Genomic DNA, 25,580 nt, shown 5'->3' with positions numbered 1-25,580 from the left:
GAGTAAATAATCTTACTACCTTCGGCATGTGAATGATACCCGGAAAACGTCTGTGGTGACAGATAATCCATAGTTAGGAAAGATCCGTATACCGGAAAAACCACACAGGCAAAAAAGAAAAGAGAATACTGTCAGATTCAGGGGCCCAGGACCGGTTCCAGTGCCCAGGCCGGAATTTCAGGAGTCATCCCAAGGGCCCAGGTGATGACGGTAAACATCATGAATGTCAGAATACCGATACCAATGAAGTTGAGCACCCACCCGGTGCGCATCATATCCTGCATGGATATGTAGCCGGAGCCATACGCGACCGCATTTGGAGGGGTCGCGACAGGCAGCATGAATGCCATCGAAGCGGCAAAGGTCGCAGCGAGCATCAGATACCACGGATGGATGCCCATCGAAAGGGATGTTACCGCCATGATGGGAATCATCACCGATGCCATCGCCGTATTTGACGTCACCTCGGTCAAAAAGGAGACGATGATTGCCACCGCAACAACGGCCACCACAATCGGGAGACCATGGAATATGGTGAAGCTCTCAATGATCACCTGCGCAAGGCCGGATGCGATGAACGCCTTCGAGAGGGCAATGCCGCCGCCGAAGAGGATGAGAATTCCCCAGGGAATTTTCTTTGCCCATTCCCAGTTCATCGTATAGAGGCCCTGCTTCCGGTCAACCGGCAGCAGGAAGAGCAGGAGAGCACCCGCAATTGCAATGGTGGAGTCATCCACCCACGGCATATAGGTATTGATGCCGGGAACGATGAATCCGCCAATATCCTTTTCTGAACGCATAATCCAGGCAACAGCGGTCATCACGAATACAATCAGGGTCCAGCGTTCGCCCTTGCTCATCGGGCCCAGTTCCTTGATTCTCTGCTGAATAATATTATGCCCGTGGGAGATCTTCTTCGGCATATGCCGGTAGGGCCCATAGGTCAGCCACAGCCAGGCAATCGGGAGGAAGACAATGACCAGCGGCAGCCCGAACTTCATCCAGGTGAAGAAATCGATGGTGGGCGCCGTGGGGAAGATTGTCTCCATCTGTGCAAGAAAGATCCCGTTTGGCGGGGTGCCGATGATCGTCGCAAGACCGCCGATACTGGCAGCATAGGCAATGGAAATGACAATGCACTCAGCAAAATCACGTTGTGATTTGTCCATCTCTTCCAGTTTCAGATCATTTCTCGGCAGAATGGTTGCGATGATTGCAATCGCAATGGGGACCATCATCATTGCAGTCGCCGTATTGGATATCCACATCGAGAGAAACGCTGTTGCGACCATGAACCCGAAAATAAGCATTCGTGAACTTGAACCTGCCTTATTGAGAATCGCAAGTGCAATCCGTTCATGCAGACCCCAGCGCTGCATGGACATCGCAATGATAAAACCACCCATAAAAAGGAAGATGACCTTATCAGCATACGGGGCAGTCGCCTCAGTGGCTTTCAGCACTCCCAGGGCGGGAAAGAGCACGATTGGCAAAAGAGCAGTCGCCTGAATCGGGATTGCCTCGGTGATCCACCAGATCACCATCAGGGCAGTAGACGCTGCGGTCGCCTGCACCGGGAAAAAGGCGGGGTCCATCGGCCATAGGAGGATGACAAAAAATACCAGAACCCCGACGATTTTTCCGATTGTCTTCTTCATACGTGAACTGGTACGGTCGTATGATATAAATTACATATCTTTTTCAAATAACGGACAATTCGACGTATTTTTGAGAAATAACGATTTTTTCTGTAAATAAGAATAATTACACGAATTCACTCAATTATAATTCCTAATACCTGTTTTATTTACCGGAAATCATGATAAACACAGGAATATTGGATAAAACGATCATTTTGTACTTCTGTCGCGAAGAAGGAGCGTAAACCCAAAGGCATTTTTCTTCGCGCGGACATATGCACATTCAGGAAGTGATCTGGTGGTGCCTGCCTTTGAATGGAAACGGTATGAAACAGCAAAACCTGTCATATGGGTCGCCCTTGTTGTCATCGCCGTACTGATGGAGTTTTACTGTCACCTGATCCTGGGCATCTCCATTGTCTACACCTCATTTTCCTACCTCGTAATCGCCATCGGCGGCCTCTGGTACAGGAAAGGAGTCGTCTATATGGGTGCTGCTCTGGGGCTTCTGCACATCATCGACGGGTATCTGCTCACAGGCACCTTTGAGGCGGCCATTGTCATGCGTGGGCTGATGTACTTTGTGGTGGCGGTTGTCATATGGGTCATCTCCGGGATGGCGGAGAAGGAGCACTATGCTCTGGTCGGATATATTACCGAGACCGCCATGCGACTGAAGGGCCCAATGAATGACATCAGCAAAAATCTCGAGGAAATAGCAGGTGAAATCGCCGATGAGGAGATCCGCGCACAGATTCTGGTACAGGCATCCCACGCAGCACAGGCATCCGAGACCATCCGGGAACTGAACCATGACATTGTAAGCCATGCAACCGACATCCCTGATGCATACCGTGAGTATCTCTTAAAATAACGTGATACTCTGCCAACCCTTTTTTCAGATACCGCACATATCTTTCATAACGGCCGGGACCGGCCACCGATACCCATGAACGAACATACACTCATTCATATCACCCAGGGCAGTCTCCGGCACATGAACCCGGTGACAGACGAAGCAGTCCTGGAGGCAGGACGGACCGCAGGCATCGGAGAAGGGAGTCTTGTGATCGATGTCGGAGCGGGCAACGGAACAGCACTCATCCTGCTTGCAGACGCATACGGATGCGGCGGGTATGGCATTGACATCCGCGAAGACGCGTGCCGGGCGGCATCGGATGCAGCAGCCAACGCCGGCCTTTCAAAACAGCTGGAGTTTGTCTGCGACGATGCGACAACAGCACTGCTCCCGGGGGGTGCGGATCTCGTCATCTCACTCGGCTCTGCTGACTGCTGGGGGGGGCCTGATGAGGCCATCCGAGCCTGTGCAGAACGTGCCGGGGAAAACGGCTCCATCCTCTTCGGGGACCGTGTATGGGAGGGATCACGCGCGCCTCCCGAATTTGCCCGTGAGTGGCCGGAGATCAGAACCCTCTATGAACTGATCTCCGCCGGACGGCAGGAGGGGTATGTGCCGGTATGGGTCTGGCATGCCACACCGGCAGACTGGGACCGCTATGAGTCCGGCATCTGGACGCACACAGCTGCATGGCTGCGGGAACACTCCGGCACCCCGGAGGCAGAGGAGCTTGCCGCCTATCTTGAGGCAATTCAGGATGAATACATCCTCTTTGGGCGTGAGACCATCGGATGGACGATGATTCTCTTCAGTCCTGTCTGAATATCGGGAATATACGACTACATCGGAATAAAACCATGAATCGATACGCATTTGTCACCACCATCCCCATACGGACCGGGGCCCTTCAGCGCGGTGTCGCCATCATCACGGCGCATAACGGGAATATCAACCGGATTCATTTCGATCGCGGCATCGACCCCCACACGGTCTTCTTTGAAGTGACCGCCACTGCTGAACAGTATGAGAGTATCCGCCGGGGGCTTGCGGATATCGGCTATCTGCAGACCACCCTTGAGACCTTTGCATCGCTGAAGATCCACATCCACCTGCCGCATGAGTCCGGAGCGCTCAATGACTTCCTGACGATGACCACAGGTGCAGGGGCAGAGATCACCTCCATCACCTTTGATGACGCAGGCATTCACCCGGACCGGGTCACGATTGCGATGAGCGTCCGTGAAAGCAGTCCCGCCGAAGAGCTCCTTGATGCGCTCAAGTCACGCTACCCGATTGAGGTGCTGGAGTTCGACAGCACCGGACAAACCCTCGATGACACGGTATTCTACCTGCGGTTTGCCCAGAAGATGCGCACGCTCATCGACACCCGGGACGACGATTTTCTGCTGCGGTTTTTGGGTGACATAAACCACACGGCACAGGACCTGACTGCCCGTGGGGAGGATCCCAAGACCGTCTTCCGGAATGTGCTGGGGGCAGGCGAGTATATCGCAGCCACCTGCGGAGACGGATTTTATGCAGACGTGCAGATACTGAGCCTCTCCGAAGAAGTGACACTCTATGCCATCCAGCTCCCCGGCGGCGGAAACATCTACCTCTTCCGGACACTGGACGGAATACAGATGCTGGATACCGGATACGGTGTCTATCATCAGGATGTGATGCAGCTCTTTGCCGCATACGGCCTGCCGGTTACAGAAGAGCTGACCCGCATCATCACCTCGCACGGGGATGCGGATCACTGCGGAGCAGGCGGGTTCTTTGACGTGCCTGCCCTGATGCACCCGGCAACCCGGGAGATCATCCGGACGGGCAACCGGGCATGGGGATCCCGGAGTGAGGGGATGGTGCTCGAAGAGATCTATACCACCATGATCGCCCTCTACTCCCGGTGGAATCCCCCGGCAGAGGAAAATATCCGCCTCATCAGACCGGAGACCGAAGAGAAACGCTCCATCTTTCCCGTGGTATGCCACCTCACCATCGGCGACCTCGCCTTTGAAATACTGGAGACACCCGGGGGCCACCAAGTGGGCGAACTCGTTCTCTACTGCCCGGAGGAAGGATACCTCTTCACCGCAGACAGCCTCATGAACTTTACGAGCCTCACCGAGGAGCGGCGGCGCTACAACTCCTATGCCGACTACCTCGTTACCTCAGTAAACGTGGATTCAGACCTTGCACGAACCGAACGGCGTGCACTCATGGGGCTTGCACAGGAGTTCACTGAGGAGACCGGGCGGGCCTGCACCATCTTTGGAGGACATGGCGCAGTCTCCGAGTACCGGGACGGCGCACTCACGGTCATTGGCACCGTCGAGCATTACACCCATGCAGGAGGCAGGGAACTCCCGGAGGAGAATCCCTGATGCGCACCGTCGCCTGCGCGGATACGGAGATTCGCCGAATTGCAGCAGATCTGGCGGCGGTTCGGACAAAAGGTGACCTTGGAGCCATTCTTGCCCATGAGGTGAAACGGTTCGGCCGGTACGACCTGACCGTGATCAGTGCACGGGTCAGGCAGGAGGTTGACCTTCTGCCGATGCCCTATCGTGAGAAGTTTCGCCCGTACGCGGAGAAATGGTTCTTTGGCCGGTACCATGAGCTCCTGAAATCTGACCGGGATGGGGCATGGGCACAGATGAAGGACCCGATTACCGACCGGGAAACATTTGAAGAGTTCTGCCGCATGATCCCTGAGGCCTGCCTCCGGAACGAACCGGATGCACCGTATCCCGGGGATAACAGCGAAATGGTCCCGTTTTACCAGCTTTTTTATTACCTGCTCTGTGCGTTTGCGATCTTTGTCCGTGACGAGCCCGGCCACCCGGTGGGAACCCCGTTCCCAGGCGGATTTACGGTGCACACAAAAAAGGGTGTCTGTTATTGTGCCATCCGGGACAAGGAAGAAGAGATATGGCACTCCATATGCAACTTCTGCCCGGCTCTTCAGGATCCGGAAAACCTCTGAACAAAAAAGATGAGCATCAAAACGGCGGCCGGGGAGAGGCCGTCAGTCCGGGCCATCTCAGCTGTTCAGGCAGGTACGGTTCCATTCAGGACAGCAGGAAGGCTCGTGGAAAGCCAGGTGCCCGCCGCACTGCCGGTCCCGTCCAGGATAAACTGGATGGCAATCGCAAGCAGCAGAAGCCCCATGATTCGCGTCATAATCTCAAGGCCATTCTTCCCCAGGCGCCGGCGGATGGGATCGGAGAAGAGGAGAACGGTGCCGGTGATCACCGTTCCCGCCAGCATAAGCAGATGGAAGAGCAGCAGGTCCCCCAAACCGGTCACAATATCCGAATAGAGGATGACCGTCGTGATGGTCCCCGGGCCGACGATGAGAGGGATGCCCAGGGGAACGATGATCTCACCGAGATTACGCTCTGCTCCGTCCAGATCGTATGCAAACCCATCCTCCTCCTCATTCTGCATCTCCGGGATGACCGTCTTCTCAAGTGTCATGCGCAGGCCATAGACGATGATCACGAGACCCCCTGCAATCTGGAAAGCCGGCAGTGAGATTGAGAAGACCTGCAGGATGAGGCGCCCGGCAAAAAATGAGATGACAAGCATCACAAAGACCGCGAAAGAGAGGGTGACCGCCAGTCCGCGGCGCAGGCTGGGAGAAAACTGCTTTGTCTCCGCAAGGAAGACCGGAATCTTGTTCAGAGGATTTAACATTGCCATCAGGGCAAAAAAGAATGTGATATAGAGGTCAGCTGCGATAGTCCATCACTCCGGTAAAAGCAGTCTGGCAGCAGACCATATATCTGTCGTGATCTGCCCGTACGGACGATCCGGCAGGGATACGGTAACCTTAAACCATATCGGAATGTATCTAAGGCTGGTGACAGACATGTCAGGAGAAGACTTCTTTAAACTGGCAACCGATGAACTCGACAGCCTCATCAATGCGAATACCATAATGGGCGATGCAATTGATGCAGGAGACAAGGTAATCATTCCCATCGCATCATTCGGATTCGGGTTTGGCGGCGGGATGCTGAAGGGTGCGGGAAAAGATCCGGCAAAAGGTGAAGGGAACGGCGAAGGGGCCGGAGCCGGGGCCGGTGGCGGCGTATCACCTGTGGCACTCATCATCCTGCACAAGAAACTGACGGGAATTGAGAGTGTGCAGGTGATCTCCCTCAAGAAACACACCGCCATATCTGAGGCTATTGCCACTATCGGCGAGAACGTCCTGCCGCAGGTGACAGAGACCCTGAAAGCGATGACTAAAAAGAAAGAGCCGGAACAGCCCATGCCATCCGAACCGGCCGCTGAAGTTCCGGAAGAGACAGACACCGCATAACAGGGATATCCCTCAACCTCTTTTTATGCTATACGGGATTCTTCTCATCGCAGTGGCGCTTCTCATCGTCTTCGTTGCAGCCCTGCTTATCATTCTCTGGGCGGTGCCGGTGACCTTTACCGGCCGGGCTGAACTCTGCAGGGACGCACCCACAATGCTCATTGCATTCTGTGCAGAATGGGGGATTGTCGCCCTGCATGCAGATATCCCGGATGGAACCGCCATCGAGGTATCTCTCTTCGGGCGGACATTCCGGAGAGTTTTGCCGGAGACAGGCCAAACGGAACCTCTCCCCAAAGAAGAGCCGGAGCCGCCGCAGAAAGAAGAGGCAAAGGCGGAGAAAGGAACACCGGCACCCGATATTATCGGTATCGCAGATGCGATATTGCCGCAGGCTGGCCCCCTCCTGCACCGGATCGCAATCGACCACCTGTGTGCCTCTGTCAGAATAGGGCTGGGTGACGCGGCACTGACCGGGCAGGTATTCGGCATCCTGATGGCCCTCCGGGGCATGCTGATGGCAACAGGGGGACGTGTCTCCCTTGCCGCCGCTGCAGAATTCCATGACCACGTAGTGGAAGGTGAGGCGGAGGGCGCCATCCGGATTGCCCACCCCCTCTCTCTGGTCCCGCCGGTAGTCAGAATCATACGCCACCCGGCGGTATGGAAGATGGTGAAAAGCAGATGAAGAAGGATATCGGGGCTGAGAGTCCATATAGCTGTGACGGCGTAACCATCATTCCCTTGTACCGGAGCCGGAAAACAACGTTTCCGGGAGGAGCCGCGGGAGAGAAAGAACCGCTGGGTGTCCTGATACACAGCGGCACCTCTCTTTCCATCGTATCGTTTACCGGGTCATATGCGTGGTGGGAAGGCCTTACGGATGAATATCCGGGGCTGCGGGCGATAAAACCTGTTTTCCCGGACACAACGTCTTGATTACAAAAAAGGTATTATTTCTCTTATTTTACTCAAACCTGAGCGCCTCAATCGGATTGAGATTTGCCGCCTTCCATGCCGGGTAGAGACCCGAAACGAGGGTGACAAGGAGGCCTATACCCATCCCGTAGGGGATATAGAAGAGCGTCTGCGGATAGAAGAGATAGGACGCGTCCTGCAGCATAATGGAGACCGCAATGTAGCCGCCTGCAAAGGAGAGGACGCCGCCGATCCCCGATCCGATCAGGCCGAGGATGAACGCCTCATACAGAAACATCCGCAGCACCTCAAACCGTTTGGTTCCAATACTCCGGATGATGCCAATCTCCTTGATCCGTTCAGTGACCGACATCATCTGGACATTAAAGATGGAGACACCGGCGACCACGAGAGAGATCCCACCGATTGCTGTGGTAAAGACAGAGATCTGGTTGAAGGTCTCCACGATCATCTCGAGGATCATCCGGGTATCGTAGACGGTGACCTCATCGTCCCGACGGTTGAGTGTCCGCTCTATCGCAAGTTTGACCGCGTCGATGTCATTGATATCACGCACCTTGACGATCACCTGGTCATAGTCATCCTGATCATAAGTCGTGGAATACCACCGGTCGGATACGATGAGCGCATTGTCCGGGTTGATGTCGAAGCCCATACCCTGTTCTTCCAGAATGCCGGTGATGCGTACGGTCTCGTTGCCGACCTTTACCCGGCTGCCGGTCTTCAGATCATACTCCTCTGCAAGTGTAGCGCCGGCAAGGGCGCCGCTGGTGCTGCGCGGGACAATACCCTCAGCAATATCGACCATCAAAGGAATTTGGTCCGGCCTGATGCCATACAGGGCAGCCACTGCCTTATCCGGGCCGATCTCAATTCGGTCCGCACCGGCGTAGATGGGAACCGCCTCATTCGGGGCGACCACCCGGACGATCTGCTGGAGTTGCCGGTCAGTAATGAGAGCCTCCGTCGTCACCATATTCTGACCGGGCTGCCCCACAACAGGAATAATAATGACCGAATCACCCACTGTCGAGAGGGAGTCGGTAACCGAGAGGGTCAGGGAACTGCCGAGAATGCCCATGGAGGAGATCGCAACCACGCCGATCACAATGCCTGCAGCCGCTAAAAACGAACGCAGCCAGTTGAGGCGTATGTTGCGTTTGGAGAGTTCAAAGAATATCATGCAACCTTCCCGTCCACGATGGTGATGGTCCTGCTCGCATAGGCCGCGACGTCGGCATCATGCGTGACCATGATGATCGTCTTCCCCCGGCGGTTCACTTCAGAGAGCATGTCCATGATCAGCTTTCCGGTCGCCTGATCCAGATTGCCCGTTGGTTCGTCGCATAGCAGAATTGCCGGGTCGTTGATCAGGGCACGGGCGATGGCCACCCGCTGCTGCTGCCCGCCGGAGAGCTCTTTGGGCTTGTGGGCGAGCATCTGCTCAGTGAGGCCGACCTTCAGCAGGAGGTCTCTCGCACGGGAGTTGCCCTTCACTGCCTGCCGGCTCTTGAGAATCAGGGGATACTCCACGTTCTCAAGCACGGTCAAAAGCGGAATCAGGTTGAACTGCTGGAAGATGAACCCGATACGGTCCCGCCGCAGCTCCGTGAGTTCATCATCCGAAAGCGTACGGGTGTTGCGGCCGTCAATATAGATATCTCCTGATGTCGGAACATCCAGGCTGCCGATAAGGTTGAGAAGGGTGGATTTCCCGGAACCGGAGGGGCCCATGATAGCGATAAACTCCCCGGGCATCACCGCAATGCAGACCCTGTCCAGTGCCACAACATCACCGAAGGGGAGAGAGTAGATCTTTGTCGCCTCCTCCAGCCGGATGACTGCGTCCGGTGAAAGCTCCTCAGCACAGACCGGTCTCTTCACTTCTTCTTCCATGAGTAGTAGATGACGCCGGCAACAACCGCGGCACAGATGACAAAGACCACAATCCAGACAACAGGCAGATCCCCTCCTGCCCCCGGGCTGCCCTTATCGGGGACTGCAGCAGAGGAGAGCGGGACACTGATCTGGTCTGAGTAGAGGTTGCCGTCCTTATCCTTGTAGCTCGTTATAAGCATTATTTCCGTGGTGCCCGGTTCAGCCGAGAAGGTCACCTCATAGCTTGCAAAGTCATCCGGTTCAAGGGCACCGACCACATAGGAGCGGTACGGATCTACCGGAGTCGCCGGAGAACCGGTGGTGACTACCACTGACTTCGCGTCTTCCAGACCGGCATTGGTGACGTCACCGGTGATGATATAGTGGTCTCCTTCCGATGTGATCACGATATTGTTGAGAACCGTCTCCGCCTGTTTCCGGTCGATACCGAAGGTGACCGGCACTGATGTGGTCACCTCATGGTCATTCATCCCGTTGCGATAGTGGACCGTAAACTCCATGGGGGTTTCCATGTATGGCGTGACGGAAAAGGTCGCATCAGCCGCCTGATCAGGAGTCAGGGTTCCGATAAAGTGCGAGGTCTCGGTTGTTTCATAGCCGTTTGTCACCGGGGTGATAACGACTCCGTTCACCGTGTTCTCCCGTGGGTTTCCGACCATAATGGTGACATCCTCCTTTTTTCCGGAGGTGAAGGCATCCGGCCGGTCGGTCACCGAGACAGAGAGCCCCGTGTTCTCCACTTTGACCGGTACCCGGTAACGCAGACTGGAAGCATCCCGCAGGTCAAGATAGAAGAGCGGATAATAGATCCCATCTGCTGCGTCTGCCGTTATGGTAAAGGTGAACTCCAGGCTATTGCCCGGCCCGATGGATCCGACAGATCCATAGTTCTCATCACCCATGACATCAAGTTCATTGGAGTAGAGTTTGGCCCGTGCTATTGCGACCGGCGTTGTGCCGGTGTTTGTCACCGTGACCTTGACGGTCCCGCTGTCGCCATACATAAACACACCGGGGTCAATAGCCACATTGGTCACACCAAGCTGACCCTCAATGGCTGTTGAAGAATCAGCTGCCATTGCCGGGATGATACAGATTCCCAGCAGAATACAAAAGACGGTTATCAGATTTTGATATTTCATGTGGATCACCCGATATAGGGAAGGAACGTAATCAGACAATAGATAATAACCGGAATGCCGACTGTAATCAGGGCGTCTTTTCCGGAAAGACCCCTCGCCTGCTGCATCCCGAATACCCAGATATTTGCACTCCAGAGGACAAAGACAAGCGATATAACCCCTGCCATCATCATGGATGGTCCTGACATGAGGTCAGTCACCGCAGCACTGATCTGCATCGGATCAGATACCGGCCGGATGGTTGCGCCGGAGAGAGAGAAGTAGATGATAATCGAGGAGATGATGCTCCCGAATACCATCGGCAGACTGCCATAGCCGGCTACCGCAAGGGTGCGCTGGAAATCTCCTTTTCCGCCCCGGAGAGCCGAGATGCCGTGGAAGACTGCGGCAATAATGACCCAGAAAATAAGAGCCCCGATAAATGCCGCGACAGCACCGATGCCAAGGAGCATCGTCCCCATCTCCGATACCTCTGAAGGCATCATTGCCATCGTCACCGAAGATACATAGGCGGCAGATATGGCACCCACAATTCCTGAAAGCAGAACAATTGCAAGAGGCATCTTCATGTCCGGTTTATCCCCCTCAAGGTGGCCGGAAAAGAAGGCCGCCGGCCGGAGTAAAAGATCGGCAATATTCATCATAATACCCATTAATACTCCCCTCTGACTAATATATCCGCAGGGTGGGGCATGGGCATGAAAAGAACACAAATAGCAGGGATCGCAGGCATTGGGATATGCATATTCGTTATTCTCGCCCTCTTTGCCCCGATTTTTCTGGTGCTCACCGCAGGCTGCCTCGCTGGTGCTGCCCTCGTATATGCGATGCTTTTGGCAGCACCCGCGCAGTATGATGAAGAGGAGCAGGATATCACAGAAGACGAGATCCTTTTTGTGTACGATGACTGAACGCCTGCAATGCTCATTCATCCTCCTCCCCGAATATAAAGAGTTCATCGATGGATGTTTCAAGGGTGCGGGCCACCTGCCAGGCAAGCCGGAGGGAGGGATTGTATTTCCCCTTCTCGAGAAATACGATGGTCTCACGCCGGACACCGACCGCCTCCGCAAGCGCCGCCTGGGTCATGTCCCTGCGTGCACGAAACTCCTTCATGCGTGTCTGCATACACATATCCTCCACTGGCTCGTCAATAGACGTCCCCCTTCCGGTTGTAATACCACTGGAAGAAGAGGGCGGACGCGATCATGAGAAACATCAGCCCGCCGAGGATGCCGGATGTCTGCAGTGCAAAAACACCAAGCATATCAAGCCAGTACAGGATCACAACAGCCATGAAGGTGAGATACCACGAGAAGGCGGTGCCATAGGTGCCGATCTTCTGCGAGCGCTCGTCAACAATCTTCTTTTCTTTCGAACGAAGAAGCCAGATGGCACCGCAGAAGGCCATTATCAGGCCGCATGTGATGAGGGATTCACCGTTTTCCGTGACAGCGCCGGCATATCCAAGGGTGCCCGCCACAACCATACCAGCACCGATCACCGTCATTCCGACGCCAAGCACGGCTATTACCAGATAATACCGGGGGTCATCCTGTATCTTTACCACCGTCAGTGCAATCATCAGGATACCGATGAGGAAGAGGACGAAAAGGCCCACCGGTGAGGCGCTCCCACCAGAGAACACCCATGCGGCGGCCGCGACTGCGATAAAGAGCAGTCCGAAAGCGATGCCCCACACCATTTTTTTCTGCATGTCTTTCTTGTTCATATGGTACATTCCTCACATTTTGTTATTTTTTTCTAACATAGTGTTTGCTATTTCTCACATATATATTATTCCGGAGGAGAGAAGGAGAGCGTAAGAAGGTTGTACGGGCGAAGGAGTAACGAATTCCCATAGCCACATCTACATTCCATAATTTCAACAGTCAGGGGGTTTCACCCCCCCGACGGTCCCCCGCATGGGATATGCCCTGTACGAACAGACGCAGGAAAAGATACTCCAGGAAATAAGGGGGCGTGCCCTGGCGTGACTTCCAGAATATGTCTGGTGCTTCCATACACCACCCATCCTATGGACTTATCCTCCATGGGATGAAGGAAAACATTGCAGAGAAATGAATTGTCAGAAGGGGGGCCGCCCAATCCCTATTTCAGGCCCGCCGCCCGCAGCGCCGCAAGCCGGATTACCGATTCCGGAATCCCCTCATAGCGCCGTTCTCCGGTGCACTCACCTTCCGAACCTTCGCAGGAGCTGCACATCGAGCAGGTCTTCGGCACATAGATGGGGACGATCTTCTCAAAGGGCCTCTCGTTGAAGGAGAGCTGCATAGGGCCGTCCTTCTCGGCGAAGGTGCAGGGGATTCCCCGTAATTCAAGCTGGCGGCAGATGTCATGGATGACGTCAACGATCGGCCGCCCGGTGTCGGAACAGAGCACCACCGGCGGCACGGGCCCCCCGGGGCGCCACCAGACGATGGAAACGCCTGCTGCCGGACCAAAAGTCTCGTCCACCCATGCAAAGACAAGGTCACGCACCCTGCGAAACCCCTCCACGATATCGCCGTCGCTCCCGGTGAACACAGAAGGGTCGGGGAAGACATGGTCAATCACCCGCCGGGCAGGCGGTAGAAGCGGGCAGGTGTCCGAACAATCGCAGAGGCGGGCGATGGTATCGAACTCACGGTCCATGAACGCCCCCAGTGACTTCGGGGCATGCCCCGTCATATCGATCCCCGCCTCCTCCATCACCCTGACCGTGTACGTATTCATGGATGAGCTGGGATAGTTGCCTGCCGATACTGCCGTATAACGGTCACCATAGCGGGCATTCAGGTATGCCTCCGCCATCTGTGACCTGCCTGCATTGTGATTGCAGATAAAAAGAATGTCCTGTGTCATAGCTGTGTCACTCGCTCCGGTGAACGTTTGCTGTCAGTTTCTGAATCTGTTTCTGCATCCGTTGGTCCGGCAATGCCAAAGAACGGGTCGATATGCACCAGCACATCCACCACACCCTCCACCTCCGTTTTCATCCGATCGCGGACACGGTTGCCGATGAGATGGCCCTCACGCACGGTTATATCCGGGTCGACCACCACATGCAGATCACAGAATATCTCACCCGGTTTTCCCCGGCAGCGAAAATCATGGTAGCTGTGAACGCCTTCCGTTGTCTTCATAATCGCATCGACTCTGTCGTAATCCATAGGAGCAGAGGCGTCCGCGAGGACTTCCAGCGCACTATAGAGAATTTTCACTCCCATCCGTGCAATGAGAGCGGCAATCAGGAGTGCGATGATGGCGTCTGCAATCGGGTACCCCAGCCAGATGAAGACAAAACCGCCAAGGACAGAGAGGGAAACCAGGATGTCACTTGCGGTATGCTGTGAATCTGCCAGCAGAAACGAACTCCCTTCTTCTTTGCCCACGTGACGCTCATAGAGGGATACCGAAATATTCACGCAGATCGTTCCAGCCATCACTGCAACCGTGAGCAGCGTTATCTCCGGTACCGTCCCGGAGAAGAACCGTCCGAAACCCTCATATCCGACGAAAGTTGCGGTGATGAGCAGGAGAGTCCCTACCACCATCGTCCCTATCGTCTCAAACTTGCCATGGCCATACTGGTGCCGGGGATCCGGGGGAGTATCGGCGATGTAGATGCTGATGAGGCCCACGATGTTTGAGACCGAATCAAAGAGGGAATGGGCCGCATCAGCGACCATACTGACAGAACCGGCAAGAGCTCCGACTATCCCCTTTGCAAGAGACACACAGAGGTTCAGGAAAAAGGTCAGAATAAGAGTCTTACGTACACGCCGGTAATTCACAGATAATCAGAATAAATCTGAATCAGCATCAGATAAGACTTTCTTACGGTGCATTTCACAGAGAACGTTACAGCCGGGAAGGAGGTATTTACCGGTTTCACCCATTTTTGCCCCCGGAACGCCGGTGCGGCGGAAGGTCTGCCGGTACACATGAACCGTCCGCCGGATCAGTATGGATGAGCACATCGGTGATGCCAGCATACTCATCCATCAGACGGTCACGTACCCGGTCGACAATATCATGCCCTTCCCGCACGGTGATGCCGGAGTCAACCATAACGTGAAGATCACAGTATACTTCTCCCGGCTTCCCGCGGCACCGGAGGTCATGATAGCCGACAACGCCGGGAGTGCTCAGGACAATCGCAGAGAACGCATTATCATCGATATCCGGCGGGGTGTCGATGAGAACTCCTGCCGCATCCCTCACCACTTCGAGGCCCATCCTCCCGATCAGGACTGCAATCAGGAGACCGACCACAGTGTCCGCTGCCGGATACCCCAGCCGGATACAGAGAAAACCAGCCAGAACCGAGGCCGATACGGCCACATCGCTGAAGGTATGCTTCGCGTCAGCGAGAAGAAAGGCGCTCCCCTCTTTTTTCCCGACCCGGCGTTCATACCAGGTAACACCGAGATTAATCCCGATGGTGGCAAGCATCACAGCGACCGTCAGGCGGGTGATCTCCGGCACTGCTCCCGACAGGAACCGTTCGTATGCCTCCCAGGCAACGATGCCTGCTGTGAGAAAGAGAAGCCCCCCGACAAACAGCGCCCCCATCGTCTCATACTTTCCGTGGCCATAGGGATGCTCCCGATCAGGAGCCATACCTGAGTAGCCCACGGCAATCAGGCCGACGATGTTGGAGACCGAATCAAAGAATGAATGGACCGCATCTGCGACCATACTCACCGAACCGGCCCATGCACCCACCACCCCCTTTGCACCGGAAACCACGATATTCAGGATAAGAGTGATGACGAGTGTTTTTCGTACGTTCCGGTAGTCCACTGAGAATCAGGAAACCTTACGCATCCATGATCCCATAATGCTTTCGTAAAAATCCCCTGACCTTCTCAGACTCGATATACCCGATATCCAGGCGTTTGATCAGTTTGTCTATCTCTTCCACCTGACTGCGGATGAGGGGCAGATGGTTCATCCCCTCCAGTTCACAGATACCAAGAATACCCTGCAGGGGGTTTCGGATATGATCATTGAGAATGGCGAGTTGCTCCATATTCTTCTCGATCTGCTCAAAAGCCTCTTTTTTCAGGATTTCAACATCATATTCGGCGGTGATGTCCCGCAGCAGGATCACCACCTGCATCACAACCCCCCGGCAAAAGACCGGGACCAGCGTGACCTCTGCACGTATCAGTACGCTCCCGAGCATCAGCAGTTCGGTACTCTTTATCAGTTTCCCTTTTTCAAACACACGCTGAATAGCAGCAGTGTCCCGGTCACTCAGGGGCGGATAGAGAGCACGGAGATTTTGTCCGGTGACATAGGCCGGGAACCCAAGCCCTTCATAGACCATCCGGAAGGCCCGGTTTGCAAGAAGCACTGTGAGATCAGGATCCAGAGTGAGCATAGGTTCACCGATGGCATCCGTCATGTTCCGGTAGCGCTCCTCAGACTCAGTGATTTCTGCTTCATAGCGTACCCGCTGTGTCTCATCCCGCACAATAAGCATGACATAGGCCCCTTCACCACGGGGGTCTGCAATCGGTGCGGAGTTCAGCTTCAGAATTCTGGATTCTCCACCGAAAAGCCGGAACTCCGTGCGAATGGTCTGCGGTGCACCGGAGGACTGTGTCCGTGCGATCAGTTCGGCAACTGCTTCCATCGGTACATCATCCGGTGAGACAACCTCCAGCACAGCGCCAATTACATCCTTTTTTTTCAATCCGGAGACCCGTTCCAGTGCCGCATTCCACTCCACAATCCGCGTCCCTCCGGCGGAGAGATACAGAAGAGCCATCCCAAGAGGATTATTTTCAAAACCTGCCGAAAAGAGATAATTCCTGAATTGCACCTCATTTTCAGCCTCACGGGCCCGATAGGAGTCTGAGATATCCTGAACGATTGCCATCGCCCCGATAATCCCCCCGTTTCCATACAGGCGATTGGCATTGATACTGAGATGAAGAGGCTCACCATGCAGCCCCGTGAAGACAAACTGACGCCCGTTTATCACCTCACCCTCCAGAACAGACGTGAGCAGGGACATCGCCTGTTCCCCGTGATCCGGGTCTGCATAGAGAGACGAAAATACCGTACCGGTTATCTCTGTCGGCAATAACCCCAGCACCCGACCAACAGACGGGGAGGCATAGGTGATGACACCCCGCGTGTCACAGGTGATGATCGCATTGAAACTTGACTCCGCCACCTGACGAAAGCGCTCTTCTGATGCAAGGATTGCAGCATCCGAGCGTTTTTTCTCGGATATGTCACGGACAACGGCATAGAGATGCACCACACCTGCGATCTCTACGCGGGAGAGCGAGACCTCTGCATCAAAAAACCGGCCGTCCAGTCCCCGGAAGGCCCATTCAAACGGGAAGATATTCCCCTCCTCCGCCTCACGTAAGAGCTTTCCTGCAAGGAGATGGGAATCGATTCCGCCGGTTTTATCCGGCTGATGAAGGGGGCTGAGGTGGCCGGGCCGCAGACCCATGAGTTTTTCGACAGAACCGGCGCCAAATAATTTAACCGCTCTCGGGTTGGCATCAACGATCTGCCCGTCATTAATGAAGAGGACAGCATCACCCGAGGCGGTAAAGAGAGCCCGATATTTGGCTTCATTCTCCGTAAGCGCCTCTTCTGCGGTATGCCTCCGGAGTGTCCCTGCCGAAAGGCGGCCAAATGCAATGAGCACCTCATCCGGGGGCAGGACAGCACCTTCGGGGCAGAGCACCGGACTTGCACCGTAACAGACATCACCCCACAGGTACGGCACAATCGCAATCTCTGCAATACTCATCCCTTCTGAGATGCAGGTGCGGAAAACGGCCTTGCCGGTACAGGCCAGGATTTTCGTGATGTCACCCGGAAGATGAAGAACTTCAGCTGAACGAAGACGGGCGAGGCAATCTGCATCAAGAGGCATCTGAAACGGAAGACCAATGTGCAACATTCTCATGAGTGCAGCCGTTTTTTCATCGGCATTCCCCACATCTTCGAGGATGAGGTACTTCTGAGCGGAATCAGTGCGGGAATACAGCGGATAGCATCCGGGACAGAGGAGAGAAAGGCTTTCTGTGATCACCGGGCCTGGTGATTCAGCAGACGAAATGTCCATAAATCGGGCGGCAATATCTGAGAACAGGGAAAAATATCCCCCCGGTTCCGGACTGCGGCGGTCGTCTTTCATATATTCATCCGTGCCGGGGTCCGTCGATACACGCGGCCACCTCCACAAAAATGGATGCATGGGCTTAAAAATGCCCCGAATTATGCAGACCCGCAATCCCGGCATCCGGGAAACATTCGGCAATGGCACCCTTCAGTGTCTGACAGAGCATGCGGTATCCGTCCCGTCCGTCTGCACCTGCTGCGCCGGGAACGGGGATATTCAGAGTGATGTACTCCCCTGCAGAGGGGATATGGTACGCACTCTCCCTGACTGAAGGGGAGAGAAAGATAATGGTCCCATATATGGTGTCCGAGCAGGCACCGAGGGACCGGGGGTGATGCGAGGAGAGGTCAATGCCCCTCTCACGCATTACGGCCACCACATCCGGGTCCACCGCGGACGGGAAGAGACCTGCGCTCTCTGCCCGGTACAGATTGCCTGCCGCTGCATTCAGGATTGCAGCCGCCATCGGGGAGCGGACCGAGTTATACGTGCAGACAAAGAGGACACGGTGCAGGTCAGGAGACATTACAGACACCAAAAAGAGAGTATTATTCTGTGAGAGCAGCGATGCGCTGCATCGCCTCTCTCAGCCGGTCCATCGATGCGGCGTAGGAGAGGCGAACCCATCCCGGTGTGCCGAATGCAGTGCCCGGCGTTACTGCCACATGGGCATTGGAAAGCCACTCCCCGGATACCGCCATATCGTCCCCGCCTGTCTTCACGTAGGCATAGAAAGCGCCCTCTGCGGGTGCAGTCTCATAGCCCATCGCCTGCAGGGCGCCGATGAGATACCGCCGGCGGATGTCAAACTCACGCCGCATATCCTCCACGCACTGCTGGTCACCGGTGAGGGCGGCCACCGCCCCGTGCATCGCAAACGTGGCCGGATGGCTGATCGTGTGCTGCTGCACTTTGATCATCTGTTTTGCCACCGGTTCGGGCGCTGCCGCATACCCGATGCGCCAGCCGGTCATCGCATAGGCCTTGGAGAAGCCGTTCACCGTTATTGTCCGGTCTGCCATGCCGTCAAACGACCCGATAGAGACATGCGTCTTTCCATAGATGAGTTTCTCGTATATCTCATCTGACAGGACATAGCAGTCATTGTCCATGGCCGCGTCGGCAATCAGCCGGAGCGAGGCATCGTTCATCACGGCACCGGACGGATTGGACGGGCTGTTGCAGACGATCATCTTCGTATTCGGGCTGAGGGCCTCAAGGAGACGGTCGTCCACCTGGAAATCGGTCTCGCGAACGCTGCAGTGGACCGCTGTCCCGCCCGCAAGCTGCACGCAGGGCTCATAACTGACCCAGGAGGGGTCAATTATGAGAACCTCATCACCGGGGTTGAGAACAGCCTCCATCGTTTCATATATGGAGTCCTTCGCCCCGCAGGCGACGACAACCTGGCCCGCAGTGCAGGGAATGTTGTTTTCCCTCTGCAGTTTGTCTGCGATGGCCTCCCGAAGTGCCGGAATGCCGGGGGACGGGGCATAGTGGGTCTCCCCGCGTTCGAGGGCGTCGATGCATGCCCGGGTGATATGGGCGGGGGTAGGGAAGTCAGGCTCCCCGATGGAGAGGCCGATGACATCGATGCCTGCCGCCCGCATCTGTGCTGCCCGGTCAGAGATCTCTATCGTTGCAGACGGTGCGATGTCTGCCACTTTCCGGGAGAGTGTTTTCATGCTAACCGCTGGACGAGCTTGATGGCCGATTCAACCGCACGGCGGGCGTAATCGATTCTCTGGTGTGCCTCAAGGCGGGTCATGCCTGGCCCGGAGATGCCGAGGGTGACCGGCTTGTTGTACTCGAGGGAGAGATCAATGATCTTACGGGCAGCGTGCTGGACGACTATTTCGTCGTGCTGCGTGGCTCCCTCAATCACACAGCCGATGGTGACAACCGCATCGACATTTCCGTCTTCAAGCAGCTTCTTGATGGCAAGCGGCATGTCATAGGCACCGGGGACATAGAACTTCTCGGTCACTTCTGCACCGAGGAACTTTGCATGCTCCTCGCCTTCAATCTCCATCATATAGGTCAGGTCGCGATTGAATTCTGCGACAACAAATCCGAGTTTAATTACCATTTTCTCATCAGCTCCGTATCGAATATTTCAGGTAGATAGAGATTGGCAGTTATCCCATAAAAGTGATGCTTCCCGGAAGTGGGGCCAGGCGGGACTACAGACGGGAAAGCGAATACCCCCTGAATCAAAGCAGACGTAGGGCTTCCGCCCAATTTCATGGCACCGCCTCCGGACATCTGATAATGCGGTGACCCGAAGCCGGATATACTGACCAGTGGTGCGAGCCCGGAACACAAAAAAGTATTAGTGCCGGGCAGGACCTGCGTCCTCAAATCCCTGGCGCTGACCGGTGCCGGCCTCTTTGATGAGCGCATCGGGTCGGAGAATCAGTTTCACCGTATTCTCCGCATGCTCCCGGGCCCGGCGTTCGGCAAGCCAGGCAAGCTCTTTGTCATCTTTTGCCTCATCCTCGTGGACAAAGACCTCGATGATGTGATGATTGGTCATCAGCTGGCACTGGATGAGTCCCTGGGACGCCTCGTGGGCGCAGAGACGATCCTTCTCCTTGCCGCCCGGCATCCCGAGGGCCATGACAATGTCACAGCCCCGCTCCTCGATAAGGATCTTTGCAGCGACCGGGAGGTCCTTGACACCGGGGACGGTGTAGCGCTCGATAGCAACTGAGGCATGGCGCCTGAGCTCATCCACCGCGGCAGCGCCCATGTTTACGCGGGCGAATGTGGTGTCACAGACCCCGACTTTCATGCAAACAGCACCTCGCAGGCGGCAGAGACTCCGTCGCCCTTGAGGGAGTATCCTGCTGCTTTGAATGCGCCCTGCACCATCGCAAGGACAGCAAGCACTTCAGGAGCACCGGTGGCGCCCATGGTACCGATCCGGAAGATCTTCCCTTTTATGTGATCCTGCCCGCCGGAGACCTCAATACCAAGGTCTTTGATTTTTCCTCGGATGGCTGCATCGGTGATGCCCTCAGGATAGCAGATCGCGGTTGCGGTATTGGAGTAGGCGTGGAGCGCATCGGGCTGTGCAAAGAGGGAGAGACCCCACACATCTGCTGCCGTCCGGACGGCATCTGCCATCTGCCGGTGGCGCGCAATACGGGCCTCCATACCCTCCTCGAGTGCAATCGCACATGCCTCACGCAGGGCAAGATAGAGCGGCACGGCCGGAGTGAACGGCGTCTGGTTCTTGGCCGCGTTCTTCCGGTATGCCGGAAGGTCAAAATAGAACGGCGGGTTCTCACACTGTGCATCCCATGCCTTCTGTGAGACTGAGAGTGCCGCAAGGCCTGCTGGTGCGGCAAGGCACTTCTGTGAACCGGTGATGGCCACATCCACGCCCCACTTGTCCGGATATACCTCATCCGCACCGATGGAGGTGATGCCGTCCATAATAAAGAGCGCCCCGTGCTTCTTAGCAAGGCGCCCGACCTCTTCTGCCGGGTTCAGAATGGCGGCCGAGGTCTCGTTGTGGACGAGGGTAACCGCTTCTGCACCTTCCTCAAGCTCCTTCTCCAGTGCCTCCAGCGGCAGGGGGGTGCCCCAGTCGGAGGTGAGTGCCACGGGATCACCGTAGCGCTGGCTCACCTTATAGAGGCGTTCACCAAATTTGCCGTTCACGAGACAGGCAACCCGTCTGCCCTGACAGAAATTTGAGATGGCGGCCTCCATGCCGGCTGTCCCTGAACCGCTGATGGTCAGGAGATCGTTTTGGGTGCAGAAGATCTCTTTGAGCATCGCCGTGGTCTCTTCAATGACCTGACCGAACTCTGCACCACGGTGATTCATCGCCTGGCGGGCCATCGCAAACCGCACGCGTTCCGGCATCGGGACCGGGCCCGGCATCATAAGAAGTGATTCATTTTGCATATTGATCAGTGTGATAATTTTTAGCGGTTATGCCATATGGAGGTTATGCAGGGCGTCCCATCCGCAGGCTGAAACCGGGCACCACAGGGCCGGGGAGAATCGAGGCATCACTCCATATTTCAACCCCCATAACCACATCGTTATGCAGAGAGTTCAGCCATCTGAAAGGAATGGGTATACATGCTCTCAGACCTGTCATACCCATAGCAGCAGCCGGCAAGTCCCCAACAAAAATCCCAGGGAGACGCGATGCAAACGAGTACTACTGCATTCATCACATCTATTTAATGATCCGATGGACAACATAACCCTCCTCGGCGGCACGGGTGTGCAACACTATATACCGCACCTCCGGGCTGTCAGGCAGACGGGATGGAATACACGTCTCAGGGCACCTCACAACACACAACTCAACCCCTGGATATACTGCAGGACCGGTATATCCCGGAAACGGTGCCCTGACGTCTCCCGGCGCTCTTTCTTCTCCCTTGCTCCGTCTTCTCCGATCCTAAAGTCAATCTCTTTATGCAGAGACCTCGATATACTCTCGCAATGGCAGATGTGGCTGTAATTGCCGGTTCGGCATCAGACGAAGATATTGTGAGCAAGGCAACAAGTGTACTCGAAGAGGAGGGCGTATCCTATGACTTTCAGGTGCTCTCCGCGCACCGGAACCCGGAGGAGCTGGCTGCATATGTGAAGGGTTCGGAGGCACGGGTCTTCATCACCATCGCCGGGCTGTCCGCCGCACTCCCCGGCGTGGTTGCATCCCTGACCGAAAAGCCGGTCATTGGCGTGCCGGTTGCGGCAGGCACCCTTGGAGGCCTGGACGCACTCCTTGCAATCGCACAGATGCCACGCGGCGTTCCGGTGGCCTGTGTCGGCATCGGGAACGGAGCCAATGCCGCCCATCTTGCGGTGCGTATCCTGAAGGTCTGAACGGCAGATCCTGCCCATAAAGACTGTTTTTTAGCAACCCATGTAAAAAGAAATCCATTTATACCTATTAACCGCTTCATCCATCTATAGATGCGACCGACACCCCCCCGGATCCTGGCAACAGGAGCTCTGCTGATTCTTTTGCTTCTCCTCCCCGGAGCAGCAGCTGAAACCGCCGGGCATGACCAGATAATCTATATCAGTTCATACGGGCCGGGTTACATCTGGAATCAGGAGATGGAAGCAGGCATCGAGGCGGCCATCGCAGATTCCGAACGCACCCGCATTCAGCTCTCCATCGAATATCTGGATGCAAAAGCCATCAATGACGCGACCCATTTTGAAAACCTCTATCAGACCTTTGCCCACAAATACCGGACGGCGAGTCCGGATGTGATAATCATCTCTGATGATGCTGCCCTCCTCTTTATGAATGACTATGGTGATCGGCTCTTTCCGGGTGTACCGGTCGTCTTCACGGGGATAAATAACGCATCCAACCTTCCGGATGCAGGCGATGAGACGGCATTTTATATCGGAACACTGGAGATTCTGCCCGTACAGGAGACCATCGATGTTATCCGGAACATAAACCCGGAGACTGACACCATCTATGTCATCCTTGACAATTCCTACACCGGCCGTGCCATCCGCACCCAGATAAATGAACAGACCGCCGGGCGTACCGGCGCCATCACCTATCTCTACCCGGAAGTGGGTGCTGACATCAATGCCATCAGTGCAGATCTGGCAGACCTGCCGGATACCGCGGCTGTTTTGATTATCACATATTACCTCGCGGACCAGGACCTCACCCCCTACCATATCGATGAGATCTCTGCTGAACTCTCTGCGGCAAGCCCCGTCCCTCTCTATTCTGCAGTGAGTGTGTACAACAACAGGGGGGTGGTCGGGGGTGTACAGATTTCACCCTATGATCTGGGATATCACGCCGGAACGCATGCCCTGTGGGTGCTGGATGAAAAACCACTCACGGGCACCGGCCCGGTCATCCACACCCCGGAAACCATATCTCTCTTCGACTATACTGAGATGCAGCGATATGGGATTTCAGAGTCGGACCTGCCGGAAGGAGCGACCATCATCAACCAGCCATCTGACTCAATCACCGTCGACCGGACAGTGGCGTTTGGCGTCTCAACGGTTGCACTCATCCTCGGCATCCTTGTGGTAATTCTCATATTCCAGAACGTGGCACTCACAAATACACGGGTACTCCTTACAAAGAGTGAGCATCTGTACCGCTCCGTCGTGGAGGGACAGACCGAGATGATCACCCGGTTCCGGACCGATGGCGCCATCATCTTCATCAACCGTGCCTATGCGCGCTACTTCGGTCTGGACCCGGAGACGATAGAAGGAAAGAAATTCCGTCCCTGTATTCATGAGGATGACCGGGAGCGGGTTGCGGCACACTTTGCCGCCCTGCGTGCCGGTAATGCACACCAGACGATTGAACAGCGTATCCTTCTTGACGACGGCACCGTCCGCTGGCAGCGATGGGATGACCACGCCATCTTTGATGAAAACGGAGCGGTGGCCGAATACCAGTCTGTCGGCATGGATATCACAGAGCAGAAAGAGGCAGAGCAGAAGATACGGGATTCCCTCCAGGAGAAGACCGTGCTTCTGCAGGAGGTTCACCACCGGGTGAAAAACAACCTCGCGGTTATCTCCTCCATGCTTGAGATGCAGGCAGCCAAGGAAGAGGAGCGGGATCCCTATGTAGCAACCGAGATCCGCGAGGCAGAGGGACGCATCCGTTCGATGGCCGCAGTCCATGAGGAACTCTACCGCTCAGACTCTTTCGGAGCGATTGACGTCCAGTCCCACTTTGAACGTCTGGCACATGAGATCATCAGCACCTTCCCGGATGCGGCAAAGGTCACCCTGAACGTGAAGGCAGACGACTGCAGACTCTCACTGGAGACGGCGATTCCGGTGAGCCTCATCCTCAATGAACTTCTCACCAATGCAATGAAGTACGCCTTTGTCGGAACACCAGAATATATAATAACCATACAGATGAAATATGATCGCGCAAATACGACACTCACCGTCAGCGACTCCGGGGTCGGTTTTCCGGATAAATATGACCCGGAACAGGCAACAACTCTTGGGATTCGGATGGTGAAAACGTTTGTTGAGTACCAGCTTGACGGCAGCTATGAGATTGCAACCGGTCCCGGCGGGACAACATGGACAATACGATTCCCGTCGGATAACGAATGAATTCATGGATACGCAGAGGATAAGCGACAGATAATGGAAGAGAATGAGAGGCGATCCGTCGGCATTGTAGAAGACGAGGGAATGATTGCAATGCTGCTGCGTGAACTGCTGACGCGCGAGGGATTTGAGGTGGTCTGCACCGTTAAGACCGGCAGGGAGGCAGTCGACTGTGTCAGGGACAGGTCCCCGCAGGTCATGCTGATGGATATTAACCTGAAAGAAGATATGGACGGCATTGAAGCTGCAACACGCATCCGGGAGTTCTCTGATATTCCGATCATATTTCTTACGGCCTACACCGACTCACGGACAAAGGAGCGGGCCGAGGGAGTCAGACCATATGCCTTCCTCCCGAAGCCGATAAACAAAAAGCTGCTCCTCACTGCCCTGACACAGGGCATTCCTGTATGAACGGGCAGTCTAAGCCCCCGTATAGTGCCGCCAGATCACAATGATAAATCTGCAGGGCAGGCATATCACGCATTAAGAATGC

General features: G+C 55.4%; 28 protein-coding genes. 11 read left to right on the top strand and 17 right to left on the bottom strand.

Features of this window, described 5'->3' with window-relative positions; translation table 11 throughout:
• Positions 1 to 137 precede the first annotated feature (137 nt).
• Positions 138 to 1,658, bottom strand: coding sequence for an SLC13 family permease (locus tag L1S32_RS10220; RefSeq protein ID WP_278154998.1), 1,521 nt, complete (start codon positions 1,656 to 1,658; stop codon positions 138 to 140).
• Positions 1,659 to 1,938: 280 nt separating this feature from the next.
• Between L1S32_RS10220 and L1S32_RS10215 the strand changes: the two genes are divergently transcribed.
• The 4 genes from L1S32_RS10215 to L1S32_RS10200 all read left to right on the top strand — a co-directional run bounded on the left by L1S32_RS10215 (position 1,939) and on the right by L1S32_RS10200 (position 5,491).
• A complete protein-coding gene (locus L1S32_RS10215) occupies positions 1,939 to 2,514 on the top strand; it encodes a hypothetical protein (RefSeq protein WP_278154997.1) in 576 nt (191 codons plus the stop codon).
• A 75-nt stretch (positions 2,515 to 2,589) separates the two neighbouring features.
• Positions 2,590 to 3,321, top strand: a complete 732-nt coding sequence (locus L1S32_RS10210) for a class I SAM-dependent methyltransferase (RefSeq protein ID WP_278154996.1) — start codon at positions 2,590 to 2,592, stop codon at positions 3,319 to 3,321.
• A gap of 35 nt (positions 3,322 to 3,356) precedes the next feature.
• Complete coding sequence (locus tag L1S32_RS10205) at positions 3,357 to 4,889, top strand: MBL fold metallo-hydrolase (protein WP_278154995.1); 1,533 nt, start codon at positions 3,357 to 3,359, stop codon at positions 4,887 to 4,889.
• Complete coding sequence (locus L1S32_RS10200; protein WP_278154994.1) at positions 4,889 to 5,491, top strand: DUF2115 domain-containing protein; 603 nt, start codon at positions 4,889 to 4,891, stop codon at positions 5,489 to 5,491. Before L1S32_RS10205 ends, L1S32_RS10200 begins: the two co-directional genes overlap by 1 nt.
• A 65-nt stretch (positions 5,492 to 5,556) precedes the next feature.
• Here the strand turns inward: L1S32_RS10200 and L1S32_RS10195 are convergent, their stop codons facing one another.
• Positions 5,557 to 6,231, bottom strand: coding sequence for a MarC family protein (locus tag L1S32_RS10195; protein WP_278157081.1), 675 nt, complete (start codon positions 6,229 to 6,231; stop codon positions 5,557 to 5,559).
• A 148-nt stretch (positions 6,232 to 6,379) separates the two neighbouring features.
• On the opposite strand from L1S32_RS10195, the gene L1S32_RS10190 reads away from it, so the two are divergent.
• Genes L1S32_RS10190 through L1S32_RS10180 form a run of 3 tightly spaced genes read left to right on the top strand, consistent with a single transcriptional unit; the run spans position 6,380 to position 7,774 of the window.
• A complete protein-coding gene (locus tag L1S32_RS10190; protein ID WP_278154993.1) occupies positions 6,380 to 6,835 on the top strand; it encodes a spore germination protein GerW family protein in 456 nt (151 codons plus the stop codon).
• Between the two features lie 25 nt (positions 6,836 to 6,860).
• The gene (locus L1S32_RS10185; protein WP_278154992.1) at positions 6,861 to 7,523 is read left to right on the top strand and encodes a DUF2953 domain-containing protein; all 663 of its coding nucleotides are present in this window, start codon (positions 6,861 to 6,863) and stop codon (positions 7,521 to 7,523) included.
• Positions 7,520 to 7,774 (top strand): hypothetical protein, encoded by a 255-nt coding sequence (locus tag L1S32_RS10180; RefSeq protein ID WP_278154991.1) that lies wholly within the window; start codon positions 7,520 to 7,522, stop codon positions 7,772 to 7,774. The genes L1S32_RS10185 and L1S32_RS10180 overlap by 4 nt, the downstream gene beginning before the upstream one ends.
• A 28-nt stretch (positions 7,775 to 7,802) precedes the next feature.
• Here the strand turns inward: L1S32_RS10180 and L1S32_RS10175 are convergent, their stop codons facing one another.
• Genes L1S32_RS10175 through L1S32_RS10160 form a run of 4 tightly spaced genes read right to left on the bottom strand, consistent with a single transcriptional unit; the run spans position 7,803 to position 11,468 of the window.
• Positions 7,803 to 8,957, bottom strand: coding sequence for an ABC transporter permease (locus L1S32_RS10175; RefSeq protein WP_278154990.1), 1,155 nt, complete (start codon positions 8,955 to 8,957; stop codon positions 7,803 to 7,805).
• Positions 8,954 to 9,658, bottom strand: coding sequence for an ABC transporter ATP-binding protein (locus L1S32_RS10170; RefSeq protein WP_278154989.1), 705 nt, complete (start codon positions 9,656 to 9,658; stop codon positions 8,954 to 8,956). The genes L1S32_RS10175 and L1S32_RS10170 overlap by 4 nt, the downstream gene beginning before the upstream one ends.
• Positions 9,655 to 10,815 (bottom strand): hypothetical protein, encoded by a 1,161-nt coding sequence (locus L1S32_RS10165; RefSeq protein WP_278154988.1) that lies wholly within the window; start codon positions 10,813 to 10,815, stop codon positions 9,655 to 9,657. Before L1S32_RS10165 ends, L1S32_RS10170 begins: the two co-directional genes overlap by 4 nt.
• A gap of 5 nt (positions 10,816 to 10,820) precedes the next feature.
• On the bottom strand, positions 10,821 to 11,468 hold the full coding sequence (locus L1S32_RS10160) for a YIP1 family protein (protein ID WP_278154987.1): 648 nt from the start codon (positions 11,466 to 11,468) through the stop codon (positions 10,821 to 10,823).
• A 45-nt stretch (positions 11,469 to 11,513) separates the two neighbouring features.
• Here L1S32_RS10160 and L1S32_RS10155 point away from each other — a divergent pair, with 45 nt between their 5' ends.
• Positions 11,514 to 11,726: a hypothetical protein gene (locus tag L1S32_RS10155; RefSeq protein ID WP_278154986.1), complete on the top strand. Its 213-nt coding sequence runs from the start codon at positions 11,514 to 11,516 to the stop codon at positions 11,724 to 11,726.
• 13 nt (positions 11,727 to 11,739) lie between these two features.
• Here L1S32_RS10155 and L1S32_RS10150 read toward each other — a convergent pair whose 3' ends face one another.
• The 11 genes from L1S32_RS10150 to L1S32_RS10100 form a co-directional block, all read right to left on the bottom strand.
• Positions 11,740 to 11,943, bottom strand: coding sequence for a helix-turn-helix transcriptional regulator (locus tag L1S32_RS10150; protein WP_278154985.1), 204 nt, complete (start codon positions 11,941 to 11,943; stop codon positions 11,740 to 11,742).
• A gap of 22 nt (positions 11,944 to 11,965) precedes the next feature.
• Entirely contained in the window at positions 11,966 to 12,547 is a 582-nt protein-coding gene (locus L1S32_RS10145) for a hypothetical protein (protein ID WP_278154984.1), read from the bottom strand.
• Positions 12,548 to 12,927: 380 nt separating this feature from the next.
• Positions 12,928 to 13,680 carry a hypothetical protein gene (locus tag L1S32_RS10140; RefSeq protein WP_278154983.1) on the bottom strand — a complete coding sequence of 251 codons (753 nt, stop codon included), beginning with the start codon at positions 13,678 to 13,680 and terminating at the stop codon, positions 12,928 to 12,930.
• Positions 13,677 to 14,612 carry a cation diffusion facilitator family transporter gene (locus L1S32_RS10135; protein ID WP_278154982.1) on the bottom strand — a complete coding sequence of 312 codons (936 nt, stop codon included), beginning with the start codon at positions 14,610 to 14,612 and terminating at the stop codon, positions 13,677 to 13,679. Before L1S32_RS10135 ends, L1S32_RS10140 begins: the two co-directional genes overlap by 4 nt.
• 97 nt (positions 14,613 to 14,709) lie before the next feature.
• Positions 14,710 to 15,624 carry a cation diffusion facilitator family transporter gene (locus L1S32_RS10130; protein WP_278154981.1) on the bottom strand — a complete coding sequence of 305 codons (915 nt, stop codon included), beginning with the start codon at positions 15,622 to 15,624 and terminating at the stop codon, positions 14,710 to 14,712.
• Between the two features lie 16 nt (positions 15,625 to 15,640).
• Positions 15,641 to 17,992: a PAS domain S-box protein gene (locus L1S32_RS10125; RefSeq protein ID WP_278154980.1), complete on the bottom strand. Its 2,352-nt coding sequence runs from the start codon at positions 17,990 to 17,992 to the stop codon at positions 15,641 to 15,643.
• A gap of 64 nt (positions 17,993 to 18,056) precedes the next feature.
• The gene (locus L1S32_RS10120; RefSeq protein WP_278154979.1) at positions 18,057 to 18,503 is read right to left on the bottom strand and encodes an arsenate reductase ArsC; all 447 of its coding nucleotides are present in this window, start codon (positions 18,501 to 18,503) and stop codon (positions 18,057 to 18,059) included.
• 22 nt (positions 18,504 to 18,525) lie between these two features.
• Complete coding sequence (locus L1S32_RS10115) at positions 18,526 to 19,662, bottom strand: pyridoxal phosphate-dependent aminotransferase (protein ID WP_278154978.1); 1,137 nt, start codon at positions 19,660 to 19,662, stop codon at positions 18,526 to 18,528.
• Positions 19,659 to 20,066, bottom strand: coding sequence for a 6,7-dimethyl-8-ribityllumazine synthase (ribH, locus tag L1S32_RS10110; RefSeq protein ID WP_278154977.1), 408 nt, complete (start codon positions 20,064 to 20,066; stop codon positions 19,659 to 19,661). Before ribH ends, L1S32_RS10115 begins: the two co-directional genes overlap by 4 nt.
• A gap of 243 nt (positions 20,067 to 20,309) precedes the next feature.
• Positions 20,310 to 20,771, bottom strand: coding sequence for a riboflavin synthase (gene ribC / locus L1S32_RS10105; protein ID WP_278154976.1), 462 nt, complete (start codon positions 20,769 to 20,771; stop codon positions 20,310 to 20,312).
• The gene (locus L1S32_RS10100) at positions 20,768 to 21,895 is read right to left on the bottom strand and encodes an alanine--glyoxylate aminotransferase family protein (RefSeq protein ID WP_278154975.1); all 1,128 of its coding nucleotides are present in this window, start codon (positions 21,893 to 21,895) and stop codon (positions 20,768 to 20,770) included. Before L1S32_RS10100 ends, ribC begins: the two co-directional genes overlap by 4 nt.
• A gap of 552 nt (positions 21,896 to 22,447) precedes the next feature.
• Here L1S32_RS10100 and L1S32_RS10095 point away from each other — a divergent pair.
• The 3 genes from L1S32_RS10095 (at position 22,448) to L1S32_RS10085 (ending at position 25,498) form a co-directional block, all read left to right on the top strand.
• The gene (locus L1S32_RS10095; protein WP_278154974.1) at positions 22,448 to 22,834 is read left to right on the top strand and encodes an AIR carboxylase family protein; all 387 of its coding nucleotides are present in this window, start codon (positions 22,448 to 22,450) and stop codon (positions 22,832 to 22,834) included.
• 90 nt (positions 22,835 to 22,924) lie between these two features.
• Positions 22,925 to 25,087 (top strand): histidine kinase dimerization/phosphoacceptor domain -containing protein, encoded by a 2,163-nt coding sequence (locus L1S32_RS10090; RefSeq protein WP_278154973.1) that lies wholly within the window; start codon positions 22,925 to 22,927, stop codon positions 25,085 to 25,087.
• A 33-nt stretch (positions 25,088 to 25,120) separates the two neighbouring features.
• Positions 25,121 to 25,498, top strand: coding sequence for a response regulator (locus L1S32_RS10085; protein ID WP_278154972.1), 378 nt, complete (start codon positions 25,121 to 25,123; stop codon positions 25,496 to 25,498).
• The last annotated feature ends 82 nt before the right edge of the window (positions 25,499 to 25,580 follow it).

This window comes from Methanogenium sp. S4BF (genome assembly GCF_029633965.1).
Lineage (GTDB): Archaea > Halobacteriota > Methanomicrobia > Methanomicrobiales > Methanomicrobiaceae > Methanogenium.
Note: the sequence above shows the minus strand (reverse complement) of the source record. Positions and strands in the feature narration are given on the sequence as shown.